The sequence below is a fragment of the Streptomyces sp. NPDC003379 genome (genome assembly GCF_053589195.1).
In genome coordinates, this window is the sequence record NZ_JBSFRK010000003.1 from 52,723 (window position 1) to 69,316 (window position 16,594).

A 16,594-nucleotide genomic window follows, 5' to 3' on the forward strand; every position below is an offset into this window, starting at 1 on the left:
GCCCGGCCCGCTGCCTCAGCGGCGCTCGCGCACCCGCACCACCTTCAGTGCGGGATCGCCGAGAATGTCCTTCTCGCAGAAGCGGGACGTCACCCACCGCTCCTTCGCGTACAGCCGCGTCTGGTCGCTGTAGTGCGGGGAGTTTGGGTTGGAGGACTGCGCGTATGTCAGGAGCGTACGGGCCCGCGGGCAGCGGCCGTCGTTCCAGCCGACCGCCTGGATGTGGCTCGACCCGTGCGCCACCTCGGTGTAACCGGCCTTCGCGTCCCAGGTCGCCTCGATCTTGTTCCAGACACCGAGGGACTCCGTGCCGCCGTGCACCGGGAGGCGCTCTCCGCCGCGTACGACGTACTGGTTCTCGCCCAGCGGCGCGTCAAGGGCGATCCCCGCCGCCGTCAGCTCGGCCACCGCGTCCGCCAGCGCCGTCGCGAAGCCCGGCAGCGATGTGTCGAGGGTGTTCGGGGTGCGTACCGGGTCGGCCGCCGAGAACGGCACCTTCCACAGCCGCGCGTTCGGCACGGCCGCCGTCAGCTTGCGCCAGAAGCGGTCGAAGAGCAGCGCGCCCCGGCTGCCGGTGTCCATCCTGTGGTCCCAGCGCGCCAGGACCGTGCACGCCTCGCGTACGTCGACGGTCTTGCCGTCACTGCCCGTCGCGGTGGAGCCGGGCAGCGCCGCGCACGCCTTCGCGGTGTCGTCCGCCGCGAGATCCGCCGCGGGCACGCGGTTCGCGAACTGCTGGCGTTGCAGATCCGCGACCGTCAGACGGCCCTTCTTCGCCATCGCCGCCACGTCCTCGACGGCGCCGCGCGTCCGCATCGAGCGCTGGGTGCCGATGGTCCCGAAGACCCGCTCGTAGCCGGTGATCGGCCGGTCGGCGTTGGACAGCCAGGCGCTGTCGTTGGAGTTCTCCGCGTACGGGGCGTCCTTGAGGGTCGGCATCCTCGACGGGCCGAAGATGCCCGGCTGCACCGCGTCCTTGTCGGAGCCGAGCGCGCACGCGCCCCGCGAACCGTCGAGCACGGCCACGCCCGACGCCGGGTAGGTGACCTTGCCGAGAGCCGTGCTGCAGCGCTGCGCGAGCTCGTCGGTGATCCGGGGAAGCACCTGTGACTGGGTGAGCAGCGAGTGGCCGCGCCGGTCCGCCGCGACGGTGTTCACCCAGGGCAGCCCCTGCGTGTCGCGCAGGGACTTGAGGATCCCGGCGGTCGAACGCGCCCTGCCGAAGCCGAGGTTGGTGTCGCTGCCGCGCAGGTTCATGGCGTTGGGGTCGTTCAGCGCGTACGCCGTGGTCGAGGACCAGGGCAGCGGGAGCTGCGGACCGAGGCCGGTGACGACGGGGCCGTAGCGGGTCCACCACTGGGTGCGGGTCACGGGAGCGCCGTCCTTGACCGGCACCGTGACCGTCCGCTTCGTCATCTTGTGCGGCTTGCCGTCCACCAGATACGTGGTCGGCTCCGCCGGGTCCAGCGTGAGCTGGTGCAGGTTCAGGGTGACGCCGGTCGCGACGGTGTGGCTCCACGCCACATCGGCGTTGAAGCCTATGTTGACCGCGCTGGTGCCGAGCAACGAGGCACCGGAGACGTTCAGTTCGCCGGGTATGGTCTGCTGCGACTGCCAGAAGCGGCGCCCGCCGTGCCAGGGGTAGTGCGGGTTGCCGAGCAGCAGGCCCTTGCCGTTCGCGGTGGTCTCGCCGCTGAACGCGACGGCGTTGGAGCCCATGTCGGCGTTCCGCGCCGAGAACAGCTCCCGGGCGGCCTCCGCCGAGCGACGCGGGTCGGCCACACGGTCCTTGCCCGCGGTGCCCGCGGTGCCCGGCGGCCGGGCGGCCGTGATGCCGTCGATGCCGCGCCCCTGCCCGCCGAGCACCTGCACGGCGAAGCCCTGCCGCGCCACGTCGAGGGCGGTGATCGGGCGGACCCAGTCGGCCTTGGCGCAGGCCGGGTCGGTGACGCGGTTCTGCTTCAGCCAGGCGTTGTAGCCCGCGGCGAAGCCGCGCATCAGCTCCTTCGCCCGGCGGCTCGGGCCCGCCGGGGCGGGCTGCTTCAGCAGCTTCTCCACGGTGCCCGCGTCCCGTACGCCACCGAAGTACAGGTCGCTGCTGAGGTTCGTGGACGCCGACGACAGGGCGGATCCGGGAGAGGCGTCCGGCCCGAAGTGGCGGGACCGCTCGCCGCGTACGGTCACATAGCCGTCCGCGAGCGTGCACACCTGGTCGGCGGCCTGCGCCCACCCGGTGCCGAAGCCGAGGTTCGCGTAGTCCTTGGCGAGGATGTGCGGGATGCCGTACTGGGTGTACCGGACGGTGGCGTGCAGGCCGCCGCCCGAGGGGTGGGCGTCGCGCGGCGCGGCCGCCGCGCCGGCCGGCAGCAGGGCCACGGCGGTCAGCAAGGTGATCCCGGCGGCGGCCAGTCGTCTCGTACGGGTACGCATGGTGCCTCCCAACAGCTTTGACGGAAGGGGCGGTTGAGCGTACCAAGCGGTATGTCATCTGTGTCGTCCCTTGACCGGGGCGCTGCGGGGGACACAGGATCACGCCATGACGGGTGTACGCGACAGCACGGTCGACGGAGTCCTCAGCCGCAGCGCGCGCCGCACGCCACGGAGCACGGCGCTCCACTACGGCGAGCGGTCCTGGACGTACGAGCGACTCGACGACGCCGTCTCACGCGCGGCCCGGGTGCTGCGCGACCACGGCCCCGCCCCCGGCGACCGGGTCGCCGCCTACGCCCACAACTCCGACGCCTACCTGATCGGCTTCCTCGCCTGCGCGCGGGCGGGCCTGGTCCATGTGCCGGTCAATCAGAACCTGACCGGCGACGACCTCGCGTACATCGTCCGCCAGTCCGGCAGCTCACTCGTCCTCACCGACCCGGACCTGACGGCACGCCTCCCGGCAGGCGTGCCGGCCCTGGCCCTGCGCGACACGGACGACTCGCTCCTCGCGCGGCTCGCCGCGTCACCCGCGTACGACGGGCAGGGCCCCGGCGGCGACGACCTGGCGCAGCTGCTCTACACCTCCGGCACCACCGCACAGCCGAAGGGCGCGATGATGTCGCACCGCGCCCTGGTCCACGAGTACGTGAGCGCGATCACCGCCCTGGACCTCAAGGAGAGCGACAGGCCCGTCCACTCGCTGCCGCTCTACCACTCGGCGCAGATGCACGTCTTCCTCATGCCCTACCTCGCGGTCGGCGCCGAGAACACCGTCCTCGACGCGCCGGACGCCGAACGGATCTTCGACCTCGTCGAAGCGGGGCGCGCCGACAGCCTCTTCGCGCCGCCGACCGTGTGGATCGGCCTCTCGAACCACCCCGGCTTCGCCACCCGCGACCTCGGCGCGCTCCGCAAGGCGTACTACGGAGCGTCGATCATGCCGGTGCCGGTCCTGGAACGGCTGCGGGCCGGGCTGCCGGGGCTCGGGTTCTACAACTGCTTCGGGCAGAGCGAGATCGGGCCGCTCGCCACCGTCCTCGGGCCCGGCGAGCACGCGGGGCGCATGGACTCCTGCGGGCGGCCCGTCCTGTTCGTCGAGGCGCGCGTCGTCGACGAGCAGGGCCGGGAGGTGCCGGACGGCACACGCGGCGAGGTCGTCTACCGGTCGCCGCAGCTGTGCGACGGCTACTGGGAGAAGCCGGAGGAGACCGCCGAGGCGTTCCGCGACGGATGGTTCCACTCGGGCGACCTCGCCGTGCGGGACGCGGACGGCTACTTCACCGTCGTGGACCGCGTCAAGGACGTCATCAACTCCGGCGGAGTGCTCGTCGCCTCGCGGCAGGTCGAGGACGCGCTGTACGAACATCCGGGCGTCGCGGAGGCCGCCGTGATCGGGCTGCCCGACGAGCGCTGGATCGAGGCGGTCACCGCCGTCGTCGTGGTCCGTGAGGACGCGGAGCTCGACGAGGCCGGGCTCATCGCCCACGCGAGAGAGAGACTTGCCCCCTTCAAGGCGCCCAAGCGGGTCCTCTTCGTGGACGAGCTGCCGCGCAACGCCAGCGGGAAGATCCTCAAGCGGGAGCTGCGGGACCGTTTCGGCGAGGGGTGACGCCCTCAGAGCCGTCCAGGGGCACCACGTGGCTGTGGATACGGAAGCGGCCGATGGCGCTGCTGCCCGATGCGCGTAGATCGACGGCCACGGGGCCGGCGAAGGTGTAACCCTGTTCCGCGGCGTGGCGGCGTACCTGGGCGGCGAGATGGTAGTCCACCTCGGTCTCGGCCTCTCGGAGCTGCCGGTGGACGGGCGGGGGCAGCTCGACGACGAAGGCGTTGGGCACGACGGTCCGTTCCCGGTCCAGGATCAGCGCGTTCTCGTCGCACTGACGGTGGAGTATGGCCACCACTTCGCACCGCTCCTGACGGGGCGGAAGCAGCAGCGTCCACAGTGTGTCGGTCCATTTCTCCATGGCGTGTTCGACGGAGCCGATGAGTCCCATCGTCGTCGGGTGCCCGGCCTTCATGCGCGCACACTCACCCAGAGGGGTGCGGTCACAGGCGTGCGCTCGACGGACGTCACCGCTCGCCCGCCGAGTCCGACGCCTGCCACCAGACCGCCAGGTCGTCGATGATCGGCAGCACCGAGTACCCCCTCGGCGTCAGCCGGTAGCGCACGCGCGGCGCGGAGCCCCCGACGTCGTGCACCGTCCGGTCGACGAGCTGCGGCCAGGTCGTTGTGGCAGCTGGGGCCTCTCGCCGCCAGCTGGAGCAGCACGGCGAATATCCATTTTCCGGAGAGGATCCGTGCGGCCTCGTACGCGTCCTGGATCTTCTGACGCTCGTCCCGGTGTCCGGGCGGCGGGATGGCCATCGCGTCAATTCCCCCGTCCGTGGTGCCGATGAGCGGACCGGGCCTTCAGGCGGGCGCGGACGATCCCTTGTCGACAGGCACGACAGGCACGGGACGGGAAGGCTGTACGGGACTGTCGTCCCGTCCGGGATCAGCCGGGTAGAACTGCTCCGCCCAGCCACGGAACCTCATGATCGAAGAAGGCGGCCGGCGCCGCCGCCCTCCGTGCCGCGCACGCCGTCAACCGGACGTCCCCGCAGCCGCTGCGCCGCAAGGCCCTGCACAAGGCGGAGCGCTGGTTGCTCAGCAGGCAGGAGCCGGACCGGAGTTGGGGCGGCAGCTGGACGGAGACGTTGGTGCGTGCGCTCGCCCTGTGGTCGCTGGGGTACGGCACCCGGTCGTCCGCGGCGCGCTGGAGGCGTGCGACCGCTACTGCATCCGGGCCGAGGTCCAGAGTGAGTGGACACGGCGGGTGCGCATCTTCCCCTGTCCCGTCATGGACACGGCGATCACCCTGCGCGCGCTGGCCGCCGCGGGTGGCCGGGCTGGATCCGATCCCGTGGTCGACCGCGCGATCGGCTGGCTGATGGAGGGCGTACGACTCCCTCGTCCACGGCATCAACTCCCCGCTCACCCCGACTGGCGGGGCTTCATGTGCAACCGCCAGGACCGCCTCGACGACCTCCGGGCGGCACTGACCCGCACGTTCGCCTGCCACGAGGTGACGGTGGTGGGCTCGGTGGCCCTGTTCCACGCACGAAGGCAGGCGTGACGAACACACCGCGGCCGACGGCTCAGCCGCGTTCGAAGTCGGTCCGGCCGAGCATGTTGAACCGGCTGACGCGACCGGGTGCCTGTCGAGAGGCGCACTGGGGGACGAGGTCGGCCAGGCGGCTGCCGTTGTCGGCGAACGAGAGCCGGGCGCGCCAGTCGTCCTTCGCGTACTCGATCACCTGGAACGTGAAGGAGCGTGTCGCTCCGCTCCGTGCGGCGAGGGTGGCCGTGCCGTTCTTCCTGAACGTGAAGGTGCCCCCTTTCGTGGCGTGCTTGTACGTTCCCGCCCAGGCGGCCCTGTCACTCCCGCACCCCGCGGGTTTCGGGCCCTGAGCCCGCTCCCCGGCGGCGGCCGGCACCGCGGCAGTGAACGCCGCGAGAGTCGAGAGAACAGCGCAGACACATACGAGAGAGCGACGCATGAGACTTTCCTCCGAGGAAGCCGACGGGGTTGATGAAGAAGGTCACCGACGGCAAGACAGGCTACTACTTACCGTGAGTGATTCATTACCGCACGTGACGTCTCTCCTGGAGGTGCTGCCGCTCCTACTCCCGCACATCCACGATCCGCTTGAACTTGCCCACCGACCGCTCCAGCGTCTCCGGGTCCACGATGTCGACGCCGACCGAGACGCCGATGCCGTCCTTCACCGCCGCCGCGATCTCCCGGGCCGCCGCCGCGCGCCGCTCGGGCGGCGTGTCCGCGCGCGCCTCGGCCCGCACCGTCAGGGCGTCCATACGTCCCTCGCGCGTCAGGCGCAGCTGGAAGTGCGGGGCGACGCCCGCCGTGCGCAGCACGATCTCCTCGATCTGCGTGGGGAAGAGATTGACCCCGCGCAGGATCACCATGTCGTCGCTGCGGCCCGTCACCTTCTCCATCCGCCGGAAGACGCGCGCGGTGCCGGGCAGCAGCCGCGTCAGATCCCGCGTCCGGTAGCGGACCACGGGCATGGCCTCCTTGGTGAGCGAGGTGAACACCAGCTCGCCGTGCTCCCCGTCCGGCAGCACCTCACCCGTGATCGGATCGACGACCTCGGGATAGAAGTGGTCCTCCCAGATGTGCAGCCCGTCCTTGGTCTCCACGCACTCCTGGGCGACGCCGGGGCCGATCACCTCCGAGAGCCCGTATATGTCGACGGCGTCGATCGCGAAACGCTCCTCGATCTCGCGCCGCATCTCCTGCGTCCACGGCTCCGCGCCGAAGATGCCGACCCGCAGGGACGTCGTACGGGGATCGACGCCCTGTCGCTCGAACTCCTCCAGGAGCGTGAGCATGTACGACGGGGTCACCATGATGATCTCGGGGCGGAAGTCCTGGATCAGGCGCACCTGACGCGCGGTCATCCCGCCGGACGCGGGGATCACCGTACAGCCGAGCCGCTCGGCGCCGTAGTGCGCGCCGAGACCGCCGGTGAACAGGCCGTAGCCGTACGCCACATGAACCTTGTCGCCGGGCCTGCCGCCCGCCGCGCGGATCGAGCGCGCCACCACGTCCGCCCACATGGACAGGTCCCGCTCGGTGTACCCGACGACCGTCGGAAGCCCGGTCGTGCCGCTGGAGGCGTGCAGCCGACGCACCTCGGACTGCTCCACCGCGAACATACCGAACGGGTAGTTGGCCCGCAGATCGTCCTTGGTGGTGAAGGGGAACCGCGCCAGATCGGCGAGCGAACGGCAGTCGTCGGGGCGCAGGCCCGCCTTGTCGAACGCCGCCCGGTAGAACGGGACGTTCTCGTACGCGTGCAGCAGGGTGTCCTGAAGGCGTTCCAGCTGCAGCGCCCCCAGCTCCCGGGGGCCGAGCCGTTCCGCCTCGTCCAGCTGTAGCGGCATACGCGCCATAAGCGCTTCTCCCGTCCTGAACGGGCGACCGATCATTCGGTCGTCGATCTTCCGTCGAGGTCAGTAATCCAGGCAGGGCGGTGGGCGTCAAGAGATCGCGCACCACCGCTTGGAGCCGGCGGACCATGGGGCACGGCGTTGCCTGAAGGCGGCCGGGATGTGATGATCCCCGACATGCCGGTATTCAGCGCGTACGACGGAACCCAGCTGGCCTACCACGAGAAGGGTGAGGGCGAGCCGCTGCTCTGCCTGCCCGGCGGCCCCATGCGGGCCTCCGTCTATCTGGGGGATCTCGGAGGGCTCACGGCGCACCGCCGCCTCATCCTGCTCGACCTGCGTGGCACGGGCGACTCGGCGGTGCCGGACGACCCCTCGACGTACCGCTGCGACCGGCAGACCGACGACGTCGAGGCGCTGCGCGAGCACCTCGGCCTCGACCAGGTCGACGTGCTAGGGCACTCCGCCGGCGGCGACCTCGCCACGCTGTACGCGGCCCGCCACCCCAAGCGGATCCGCACCCTGGTCCTCGTCACCCCGGCCACGCTGGCCGTCGGCGGCGCCGCCACCGACGAGGACCGCCGCGAGGCGGCCGCGCTCCGCAAGGACGAGCCCTGGTACCCGGCGGCCGAGACCGCGCTGCGCGAGATCGCCCAGGGCCGCGCCCCCACGGCGGGCTGGGAGGCCATCGCGCCGCTCACCTACGGCCGTTGGGACGCCGCGGCCCAGGCGCACCGGGCGCAGAGCGCGGCCCAGAAGAACGCGGCGGCGTCCGAGGCGTACTACGGCGAGGCCACCTTCGACCCGCCCGCGACCCGCGCCGCCCTCGCCGCCGTGGGCGCGCCGGTGCTCGTGCTCGCGGGCGCCTACGACGGCGGACCGAGCCCCGCCCGCGCAGAGGAGCTGGCCGCGCACTTCCCCGCCGGTGTGTGCCAAGTGCAGCCCGGCGGCGGGCACTTTCCCTGGCTGGACGACCCGGAGTGGTTCACGCGGCGGGTGGCGGGGTTCCTCGCGCAGGACTGAGCGGTGCGCTGCCGGCCCGCGGCAGGCGGGACTCCACGGACACGGCCCAGGAGGACACATTTCGTGCAGCTGATCTCGAACGCGGGCCGCTTGCTGAGCGTTGGCGCGGTGGTCGCCGCCCTGTTCACGGGAAGCGCCGCGGCGGTGGCCGCGCCCGCGCAGCCGACCGCCTCCGCTGCCACTACCGCGTCCACGGGTCCGTACGCCCCACTGGGCCCTCTCGCCGACCTGTCGGCCCGGCGCCTCGCCACCGCCGACCTCGTTGCCGCCGCCAAGTACGGCACGGGCGGCCCCATCGACGATCCGGTCCGCGAGAAGCAGGTCCTGGACGCGGTGGCCCAGGAGGCACGGGAGATCGGCGGCGACCCCGAGGCGACGGTGCGGATCTTCCGGGACCAGATCGAGGCCAACAAGGCGGTGCAGCGAGGGCTGTTCCGGCGCTGGGACGCCGACCCGTCCCAGGCCCCGAAGGAGCGGCCCGACCTCGCCGAGGTCCGCGAGAAGATCAACCGTGTCAACGGACGACTGGTCCGGGGCATCGCCGCTTCAGCGGGCGCGCGGACCGCGCCGTACTGCGGCGGAGCCCTGACCGCGGCCGCCGCACACGTCCGGCGCGCCGACCGGCTCGACACCCTGCACACGCTTGCCCTCGGGCGGGCGCTGCGGTCCGTCTGCGCGGCATAAGCCGTCGGTACGGCTACCCTCCCGCCGCCACCGCCTTCGCCCACCGGTAGTCCGCCTTGCCGCTCGGCGAGCGCTGGATGTGGTCCGTGAAGACCACCGCGCGCGGAACCTTGTAACCGGCGAGCAGCGCACGGCAGTGCATCTGGACCGCCTCCAGGTCCAACGACGGAGCGCCCGCGCGGAGTTGGACGACCGCGGCGACCCTGGAGCCCCACCGCTCGTCGGGCACTCCGGCGACCAGCGCGTCGTACACGTCCGGATGTGACTTGAGGGCCTGCTCGACCTCCTCCGGATACACCTTCTCGCCGCCGGTGTTGATGCACTGCGAGCCGCGGCCGAGGACGGTGACGATGCCGTTCTCGTCGACCGTCGCCATGTCGCCGAGCAGCACCCAGCGTTCGCCGCCCTTCTGGAAGAAGGTCTCGGCGGTCTTCGCCGGGTCGTTGTAGTAGCCGAGCGGCACATGGCCGCGTTGCGCGAGACGGCCCGGCTCGCCCACCGGGACCGGCTCGTGGGTGGCCGGATCCACCACGCGCGTACGGTCGTTGACCTCCAGACGGAAGCCCTTCTCCGGGCCGGAGTCGTCCGTGGCCCTGCCGTTGGACCCGGACTCGGAGGAGCCGAAGTTGTTCAGGAGCAGTACGTCCGCCACCAGCTCCTGGAACTGGGCGCGCACCGTCTCCGACATGATCGCCCCGGACGAGGAGACGCTGAACAGCGACGACAGGTCGACGCCCTTGAGCGGACCGCGCAGGGCGTCGATGAGCGGCCTGAGCATCGCGTCGCCCACGAGGGACACGCTCGACACCTTCTCCCGCGCGATGGTGCGGAGCACCTCTTCGGGTACGTACTTGCGGTGGAGGGCCACCCGCTGGCCGTAGTTGAAGGCGATGAACGACGTCAGCGTCGACGTGCCGTGCATCAGCGGGGGAGTGGGGAAGAAGGTGAGGCCGGGACCGCCGGCGGCGACGCGCTCGGCCAGCTCCTCGGGCCGCTTCACCGGCTCGCCCGCCGGCTCGCCACCGAAGAGCCCCGCGAAGAACAGGTCCTCCTGGCGCCACATGACACCCTTGGGCATGCCGGTCGTACCGCCGGTGTAGATGATGAACAGGTCGTCCGCGGAGCGCGGCGCGAAGCCCCGGCCCGGTGAGCCCGCGGCCTCCGCGTCGGTGAACGTCACAACGTCCATGGCGTCCATGGCGTCCATGGCATCCCTGGTATCGAGCGCGGGCGCGTCGGCGGGCGGCGTGCCCACCCGGATCAGGTGCCGCAGCCTCTCCGTGCGCGGCAGCGTCGCCGCGACCCGCTCGGTGAACTCGGCGTCGAAGACGAGCGCCGCGAGATCCGCGTCGCGGTAGAGGTAGACCAACTCCTCCTCCACGTAACGGTAGTTGACGTTGACCGGCACGAGCCGTGCCTTGAGGCAGGCAAGGACCGTCTGGAGGTACTCGACGCCGTTGTACAGATGCAGTCCCAGATGCTCGCCCGGCTTCAGGCCGCTGTCGATCAGGTGGTGCGCGACGCGGTTGGCCGCCGCGTCCAGCTCGGCGTAGGTCAGCCGGTGCTCCGCGCCAGTGCCGGGGTGGTCGATGTAGACGAGCGCCTCCCGGTCGGGGACCACGTCGACGACCGACTCGAACAGGTCGGCAAGGTTGTACTCCACCGCACTCCTCCTGACCCCGGCACCCACTCCGACGTCCCGTCCGACGTCCGGCTTGGCGGTCATCAGAGCAGAGGCTCCCCTGAGTGGGAAGGGCTCTCGCAGAAAGAAACTGACTGACTGTCAGAAAAGTATTGAACTGGATCCCCGCCTACTGCAACCTGTTCCAGGTCCGGAGGCGACAGGCCGGCCGTTCGGTGGCCGTCGATGGAGGGAGCACGGCACATGGGTGGGACGGAACACCTCTCCGTGCGGCGCGAAGGCGCCACACTGATCCTCACGCTGAACAGGCCCGAAGCGAAGAACGCCCTCTCGCTGTCGATGCTCGTGGGCCTCTACGACGGCTGGGTGGCGGCCGACGAGGACGACGCGGTCCGCTCGATCGTGCTGACCGGCGCGGGCGGCGCGTTCTGCGCGGGCATGGACCTCAAGGCCCTCGCGGGCAACGGGATGGAGGGCGAGCAGTACCGGGACCGGATGAAGGCCGACCCCGATCTGCACTGGAAGGCGATGCTGCGCCACCACCGGCCCCGCAAGCCGGTCATCGCCGCCGTCGAGGGGTACTGCGTGGCCGGCGGCACGGAGATCCTCCAGGGCACCGACATCCGCGTCGCGGGCGAGTCCGCGACCTTCGGCCTCTTCGAGGTTCGGCGCGGCCTGTTCCCCATCGGGGGCTCCACCGTGCGGCTTCCGCGCCAGATCCCTCGTACGCACGCACTCGAAATGCTGCTCACCGGGCGGCCCTATTCTGCGGCCGAGGCCGCCGCGATCGGCCTGGTCGGACACGTCGTGCCGGACGGCGCCGCGCTGGAGAAGGCGCTCGTCATCGCCGAGCAGATCAACGGGTGCGGGCCACTCGCCGTGGAGGCGGTCAAGGCCTCGGTGTACGAGGCCGCTGAGCTGACGGAGACGGACGGCCTGGCGGCCGAGTTGGAGAGGGGGTGGCCCGTCTTCGACACCGCCGACGCGAAAGAGGGCTCCAGAGCCTTCGCGGAGAAGCGGGCGCCTGTGTTCCGGCGGGCGTAGGCCAGTGGCACAGCCCCGCGCCCCCTACGGGGCGCCTTCCGTCCCCTGAGTGAAATGGAGTTCGCCCATGGCGTCCGGTCCGTCCCCCGATGTGCTTCATGCTCCTCTTGTCGTCGAGTTTCCGTTCACGCGGTCCCTCGGGCCCGTGCAGAGCGCCTTCCTGACCGGGCTGCGGGAACGCACCGTGCTCGGTGTGAGGACCGGTGACGGACGCACGCTCGTGCCGCCCGTCGAGTACGACCCCGTGACCGCCGAGGAGATACGTGACCTCGTCGAGGTCGGCGCCACGGGGACCGTCACCACCTGGGCCTGGAACCACGAGCCTCGCCGCGGCCAGCCCCTCGCCACCCCCTTCGCCTGGGTCCTGGTGAAGCTGGACGGCGCCGACACCGCCCTGCTGCACGCCCTCGACGCCCCCGGCCCGGACGCCGTGCGCACCGGCATGCGCGTCCGTATCCGCTGGGCCGCCGAACGCGTCGGCGCCATCACGGACATCGCCTGCTTCGAGCCGTACGGCGGGCAGCGCGAGGGTCGTCAAGGCGTGCCGCACAGCGGGGAGTTCGCCGAACCCGTCACCGGGATCGTCGCGGCCGCCCGGCTCGACTACACCTACTCGCCCGGCCGCGCCCAGACCGCGTACATCCACGCCCTCTCCGAGCGGAAGACCGTCGGCGAGCGCTGCCCCTCCTGCCGCAAGGTGTACGTCCCGCCCCGGGGCGCCTGTCCCACCTGCGGGGTCGCCACGGCGGAGCGGGTGGAGGTCGGGCCGCGCGGCACCGTCACGACGTACTGCATCGTCAACATCAAGGCGAAGAACCTCGACATCGAAGTGCCGTACGTCTACGCGCACATCGCCCTCGACGGCGCCGACCTCGCGCTGCACGCGCGCATAGCCGGCATCCCCTACGACGAGGTCCGCATGGGCCTGCGCGTCGAACCGGTGTGGACCGAAGGCGGCCGCTATCCCGAGCACTACCGGCCCACGGGGGAGCCCGACGCCGACTACGACACGTACAAGGAGCTGATCTAGATGGCGCCGCCCCGCAAGCCGTCCGTGCCGCGGCCCGCCCGCGACGTCGCCGTCGTCGCCTTCGGGCAGACCGACCATCTGCGCTCCACCGACGAGCTGTCCGAGGTCGAGATGCTCATGCCGGTACTGCACGAAGTGCTGGCCGCCACCGGACTGAAGACCAGCGACATCGGGTTCACCTGCTCAGGCTCCTCGGACTATCTCGCGGGCCGGGCCTTCTCCTTCACGATGGCGCTCGACGGGGTGGGCGCCTGGCCGCCGATCTCCGAGTCGCACGTCGAGATGGACGGCGCCTGGGCGCTGTACGAGGCGTGGACGAAGCTGCAGACCGGCGAGACCGACACCGCGCTCGTCTACTCCTACGGCAAGTCCTCGCCCGGCTCCGTACGCGATGTGCTGACGCGGCAGCTCGACCCGTACTACGTCGCCCCGCTCTGGCCCGACTCCGTGGCGCTCGCCGCCCTCCAGGCGCAGGCGCTCATCGACGCGGGCGAGACCGACGAGCCCGCGCTGGCCGGGATCGCCCACCGCAGCCGGGCCGACGCCACCGCCAACTCACATGCGCAGCTGTCCGGTTCGGTCGCGCAGGGCGAATACGTCGTACGTCCGATGCGCACCGGCGACTGCCCGCCGATCGGTGACGGAGCCGCCGCCGTGATCCTCGCGGCGGGGGAGCGGGCCCGTGAGCTGTGCGAGCGTCCCGCGTGGATCCGGGGCATCGACCACCGCGTCGAGGCGCATGCACTCGGAGTGCGCGACCTCACCGACTCACCGTCCACGCGCCTGGCCGCCGAGCGCGCCGGAGCCTTCGAACGCCCCGTGGACACCGCCGAGTTGCACGCCCCGTTCACCGCGCAGGAGGTCGTCCTGCGCAAGGCCCTGAAACTCGGTGACGACGTCGCGGTCAACCCGTCGGGGGGCGCGCTCGCCGCCAACCCCATGATGGCCGCCGGACTCATCCGCATCGGCGAGGCCGCCGCCCGCATCCACCGAGGAGCCTCGGACCGCGCCGTCGCGCACGCCACCTCGGGGCCCTGCCTTCAGCAGAACCTGGTGGCCGTCCTGGAAGGAGACACCCGATGAGCAGTTCGGTGGGCGGTTCGGTGAGCGGTTCGGTCGGCAAGGAGCCTGTCGCCGTCGTCGGGATCGGCCAGACCAAGCACGTGGCCGCACGGCGTGACGTGTCGATCGCGGGCCTGGTCCGTGAGGCGGCGCAAAGTGCGCTGGCCGACGCCGAGTTGGGCTGGTCCGACATCGACGCCGTCGTCATCGGCAAGGCGCCCGACTTCTTCGAGGGCGTCATGATGCCGGAGCTGTATCTCGCCGACGCCCTCGGCGCCGTCGGCAAACCCATGCTCCGCGTCCACACGGCCGGCTCCGTCGGCGGCTCCACGGCACTCGTCGCCGCCAACCTCGTCGCGGGCCGCGTCCACGGCACCGTCCTGACCCTCGCCTTCGAAAAGCAGTCGGAATCCAACGCGATGTGGGGCCTGTCGCTGCCCATCCCCTTCCAGCAGCCGCTGCTCGCGGGGGCGGGCGGCTTCTTCGCCCCGCACGTACGCGCGTACATGCGGCGCACGGGCGCCCCCGACACGGTCGGCTCCCTCGTCGCGTACAAGGACCGCCGCAACGCCCTGAAGAACCCCTGCGCGCACCTCCACGAACACGACATCACCCTGGAGAAGGTCCAGGCCTCGCCCATGCTCTGGGACCCGATCCGCTACTCCGAGACCTGCCCGTCCTCCGACGGCGCCTGCGCGATGATCCTCACCGACCGTGCGGGCGCGGCCCGTTCGCCCCGGCCGCCCGCCTGGATGCACGGCGGCGCGATGCGCAGCGAGCCGACGCTCTTCGCGGGCAAGGATTTCGTCTCCCCGCAGGCGGGCAAGGACTGCGCGGCCGACGTCTACCGACAGGCGGGCATCGCGGACCCGCGTCGGGAGATCGACGCCGTCGAGATGTACGTGCCGTTCTCCTGGTACGAGCCGATGTGGCTGGAGAACCTCGGCTTCGCGGCCGAGGGCGAGGGCTGGAAGCTCACCGAGGCCGGCGTGACGGAACTGGACGGCGACCTCCCCGTGAACATGTCCGGCGGCGTCCTGTCGGCCAACCCCATCGGTGCCTCCGGCATGATCCGCTTCGCGGAGGCGGCACTTCAGGTGCGTGGCCAGGCAGGAGAGCACCAAGTACCCGGGGCGCGCAAGGCACTTGGGCACGCCTATGGGGGCGGCGCGCAGTTCTTCTCGATGTGGCTCGTCGGGGCCGAACCGCCCACCACCTGACGCCACCGGCGCGCCGGACGGAGCGCGCTCCTTGCTCCGCGACCTGTCCGGCGCCCGAAGCGAAAGCTAGGCTGACGCCGGACGACGCATTCGGGAGGAGCAGGACGTGGCCGAAGGCACCATTCAGCAGCATCCATTCGCGGGCTGGGACAAGCCGGAGCTCGACCTCAGCAGTGCCGACTGGCGATCGAGCAGCGAAGGGCGTGGGGACGTGGAGATCGCCTTCGTCGAAGGTTTCGTCGCGATGCGCAACGGAGGCCGGCCGGAGGGCCCGTCCTTGATCTTCACTCCGGCGGAGTGGGGGGCGTTCGTGCACGGCGCGCGTGCGGGGGAGTTCGATCTGACGTAGAGCGTGCTCGCCGCGCTGATGTGCCGGGGCTAGCGCAGTACGACGCAGCCCTTGCCCTCAAGCGTCCGGAGGAGGTCCTCGTGGACGTGGGTGTCGTTCCATCGGAGGTCCAGCTTCTCCAGGGACGGCAACTCGCCCAGCCAGTCGGGGAGATGGCGCACCCGATTCCCGCGGAGGTCGACGCGGCGGAGCAGGGGCAGGCCGCGCAGGGCCTCCGGTACGGCCGTGAAGGAGTTCTCACGCAGCTCGATCTCGCGGAGCTCCGCCAAGTTCCGTACGGGCATGGGCAAGTCGGCGAGTTCATTGCCGCGCAGCCACAGCTCGCGGAGCGAGGAGAGGGATCCGATCGTGCCGGGCAGCTGGGCCAACTGGTTGTGCTGGGCGCGTAGTTCTACCAGAGCGGTCATGGCGCCGAGAGTGTCGGGAAGGTGCGTCAGCCTATTCTCGCCGACGTTCAGATAGGCGAGGCGGGTGAGGCGACCGAGCGATGCGGGCAGCTCGGTGAGTTCGTTGTCGTGGAGGTAGAGGAAGCGGCTCAGCGCGGCGAGGTCACCGATCTCGTCCGGGACGGCGCGCAGCCTGTTGTGGCCGAGGTCGAGCGTGTGCAGCGCGTTGAGTGTGCCGATGCGGGCGGGGACGACGGTGAGCGCGTTGTCGGGCAGAAGCAGCACTTCCAGCCTTGAATGCCGCCACACTTCGTCCGGCACGCCGCTGAGGCCGCCGTGCCAGTAGTTCAGCACGGTGCGGGTGCCGTCGGCGGCGGTGGCGGGTCGATCGGCAGCCGGATGACCGACCGCCGGGGCGCGGGTGCCTGCGGGCAGGGCGTCGTCGGTGGCCGTGCGGTGGCCCGCAGTCGGGGTGTCGCTCCCGGTGTGGTGGTGTTCTGCGGCGGTGCGGGGGTCGGCAGGTATGCGGTCGTCCTCGGTGAGGCGGTGGCCGGCAGCCATGCGGCCGCCCACCGTGGTGCCGCCGCCCGAGCGCGTGCCGCCCCGGACGTGCCTGGTGGCGTCCACACGCCCGCTGCCCTCCGCACCCGTGCCGCTCTCCCCGGCCGTGCCGGTCTCCGCACCCATGCCGCTCTCCCCCTCCATGCGATCGTCCACTGTCCTGCTCCCTCCCCGTCTCTGCTTCCCCCCTGCCCCGCGCCGTC

Annotated in this window: 16 protein-coding genes and 1 pseudogene; 10 read left to right on the top strand and 7 right to left on the bottom strand. The window is 71.4% G+C overall.

What is annotated here, in order from left to right; all coding sequences use genetic code 11:
* Nucleotides 1-15: 15 nt before the first annotated feature.
* Complete coding sequence (locus ACWDVB_RS04120) at nt 16-2,430, bottom strand: penicillin acylase family protein (RefSeq protein WP_451514003.1); 2,415 nt, start codon at nt 2,428-2,430, stop codon at nt 16-18.
* A gap of 106 nt (nt 2,431-2,536) precedes the next feature.
* On the opposite strand from ACWDVB_RS04120, the gene ACWDVB_RS04125 reads away from it, so the two are divergent.
* Nucleotides 2,537-4,042: an acyl-CoA synthetase gene (locus tag ACWDVB_RS04125; protein WP_451514002.1), complete on the top strand. Its 1,506-nt coding sequence runs from the start codon at nt 2,537-2,539 to the stop codon at nt 4,040-4,042.
* Here the strand turns inward: ACWDVB_RS04125 and ACWDVB_RS04130 are convergent.
* A complete protein-coding gene (locus ACWDVB_RS04130; protein ID WP_451514001.1) occupies nt 4,005-4,454 on the bottom strand; it encodes an FhaA domain-containing protein in 450 nt (149 codons plus the stop codon). The two genes, ACWDVB_RS04125 and ACWDVB_RS04130, sit on opposite strands and share 38 nt — an antisense overlap.
* A 52-nt stretch (nt 4,455-4,506) precedes the next feature.
* Entirely contained in the window at nt 4,507-4,635 is a 129-nt protein-coding gene (locus tag ACWDVB_RS04135) for a hypothetical protein (RefSeq protein ID WP_451514000.1), read from the bottom strand.
* Nucleotides 4,636-5,058: 423 nt separating this feature from the next.
* Here ACWDVB_RS04135 and ACWDVB_RS04140 point away from each other — a divergent pair.
* Nucleotides 5,059-5,136: pseudogene (locus ACWDVB_RS04140) on the top strand (hypothetical protein); the annotation flags it as partial.
* A gap of 17 nt (nt 5,137-5,153) precedes the next feature.
* Nucleotides 5,154-5,552, top strand: a complete 399-nt coding sequence (locus ACWDVB_RS04145; RefSeq protein ID WP_451513999.1) for a hypothetical protein — start codon at nt 5,154-5,156, stop codon at nt 5,550-5,552.
* Nucleotides 5,553-5,574: 22 nt separating this feature from the next.
* Here the strand turns inward: ACWDVB_RS04145 and ACWDVB_RS04150 are convergent, their stop codons facing one another.
* Nucleotides 5,575-5,976, bottom strand: coding sequence for a hypothetical protein (locus tag ACWDVB_RS04150; protein ID WP_451513998.1), 402 nt, complete (start codon nt 5,974-5,976; stop codon nt 5,575-5,577).
* A gap of 124 nt (nt 5,977-6,100) precedes the next feature.
* Nucleotides 6,101-7,384, bottom strand: coding sequence for a phenylacetate--CoA ligase PaaK (gene paaK, locus ACWDVB_RS04155; RefSeq protein WP_451513997.1), 1,284 nt, complete (start codon nt 7,382-7,384; stop codon nt 6,101-6,103).
* Between the two features lie 183 nt (nt 7,385-7,567).
* Between paaK and ACWDVB_RS04160 the strand changes: the two genes are divergently transcribed.
* Complete coding sequence (locus ACWDVB_RS04160; RefSeq protein WP_451513996.1) at nt 7,568-8,413, top strand: alpha/beta fold hydrolase; 846 nt, start codon at nt 7,568-7,570, stop codon at nt 8,411-8,413.
* A gap of 63 nt (nt 8,414-8,476) precedes the next feature.
* Nucleotides 8,477-9,097, top strand: a complete 621-nt coding sequence (locus ACWDVB_RS04165) for a chorismate mutase (RefSeq protein ID WP_451513995.1) — start codon at nt 8,477-8,479, stop codon at nt 9,095-9,097.
* Between the two features lie 13 nt (nt 9,098-9,110).
* On the opposite strand, the gene ACWDVB_RS04170 is transcribed toward ACWDVB_RS04165, so the two are convergent.
* Nucleotides 9,111-10,760 carry an acyl-CoA synthetase gene (locus ACWDVB_RS04170; protein ID WP_451513994.1) on the bottom strand — a complete coding sequence of 550 codons (1,650 nt, stop codon included), beginning with the start codon at nt 10,758-10,760 and terminating at the stop codon, nt 9,111-9,113.
* Between the two features lie 222 nt (nt 10,761-10,982).
* On the opposite strand from ACWDVB_RS04170, the gene ACWDVB_RS04175 reads away from it, so the two are divergent.
* The 5 genes from ACWDVB_RS04175 (at nt 10,983) to ACWDVB_RS04195 (ending at nt 15,444) form a co-directional block, all read left to right on the top strand.
* Nucleotides 10,983-11,783 carry a crotonase/enoyl-CoA hydratase family protein gene (locus ACWDVB_RS04175; protein ID WP_451513993.1) on the top strand — a complete coding sequence of 267 codons (801 nt, stop codon included), beginning with the start codon at nt 10,983-10,985 and terminating at the stop codon, nt 11,781-11,783.
* A 67-nt stretch (nt 11,784-11,850) separates the two neighbouring features.
* Nucleotides 11,851-12,813, top strand: a complete 963-nt coding sequence (locus tag ACWDVB_RS04180; protein WP_451513992.1) for a Zn-ribbon domain-containing OB-fold protein — start codon at nt 11,851-11,853, stop codon at nt 12,811-12,813.
* Complete coding sequence (locus ACWDVB_RS04185; protein ID WP_451513991.1) at nt 12,814-13,896, top strand: thiolase domain-containing protein; 1,083 nt, start codon at nt 12,814-12,816, stop codon at nt 13,894-13,896. It abuts the gene before it with no gap.
* Nucleotides 13,893-15,095, top strand: coding sequence for a thiolase domain-containing protein (locus ACWDVB_RS04190; protein WP_451513990.1), 1,203 nt, complete (start codon nt 13,893-13,895; stop codon nt 15,093-15,095). The genes ACWDVB_RS04185 and ACWDVB_RS04190 overlap by 4 nt, the downstream gene beginning before the upstream one ends.
* A gap of 106 nt (nt 15,096-15,201) precedes the next feature.
* Nucleotides 15,202-15,444, top strand: coding sequence for a DUF397 domain-containing protein (locus ACWDVB_RS04195; protein ID WP_451513989.1), 243 nt, complete (start codon nt 15,202-15,204; stop codon nt 15,442-15,444).
* Nucleotides 15,445-15,473: 29 nt separating this feature from the next.
* On the opposite strand, the gene ACWDVB_RS04200 is transcribed toward ACWDVB_RS04195, so the two are convergent.
* Nucleotides 15,474-16,547, bottom strand: coding sequence for a leucine-rich repeat domain-containing protein (locus ACWDVB_RS04200; RefSeq protein WP_451513988.1), 1,074 nt, complete (start codon nt 16,545-16,547; stop codon nt 15,474-15,476).
* Between the last annotated feature and the right edge of the window lie 47 nt (nt 16,548-16,594).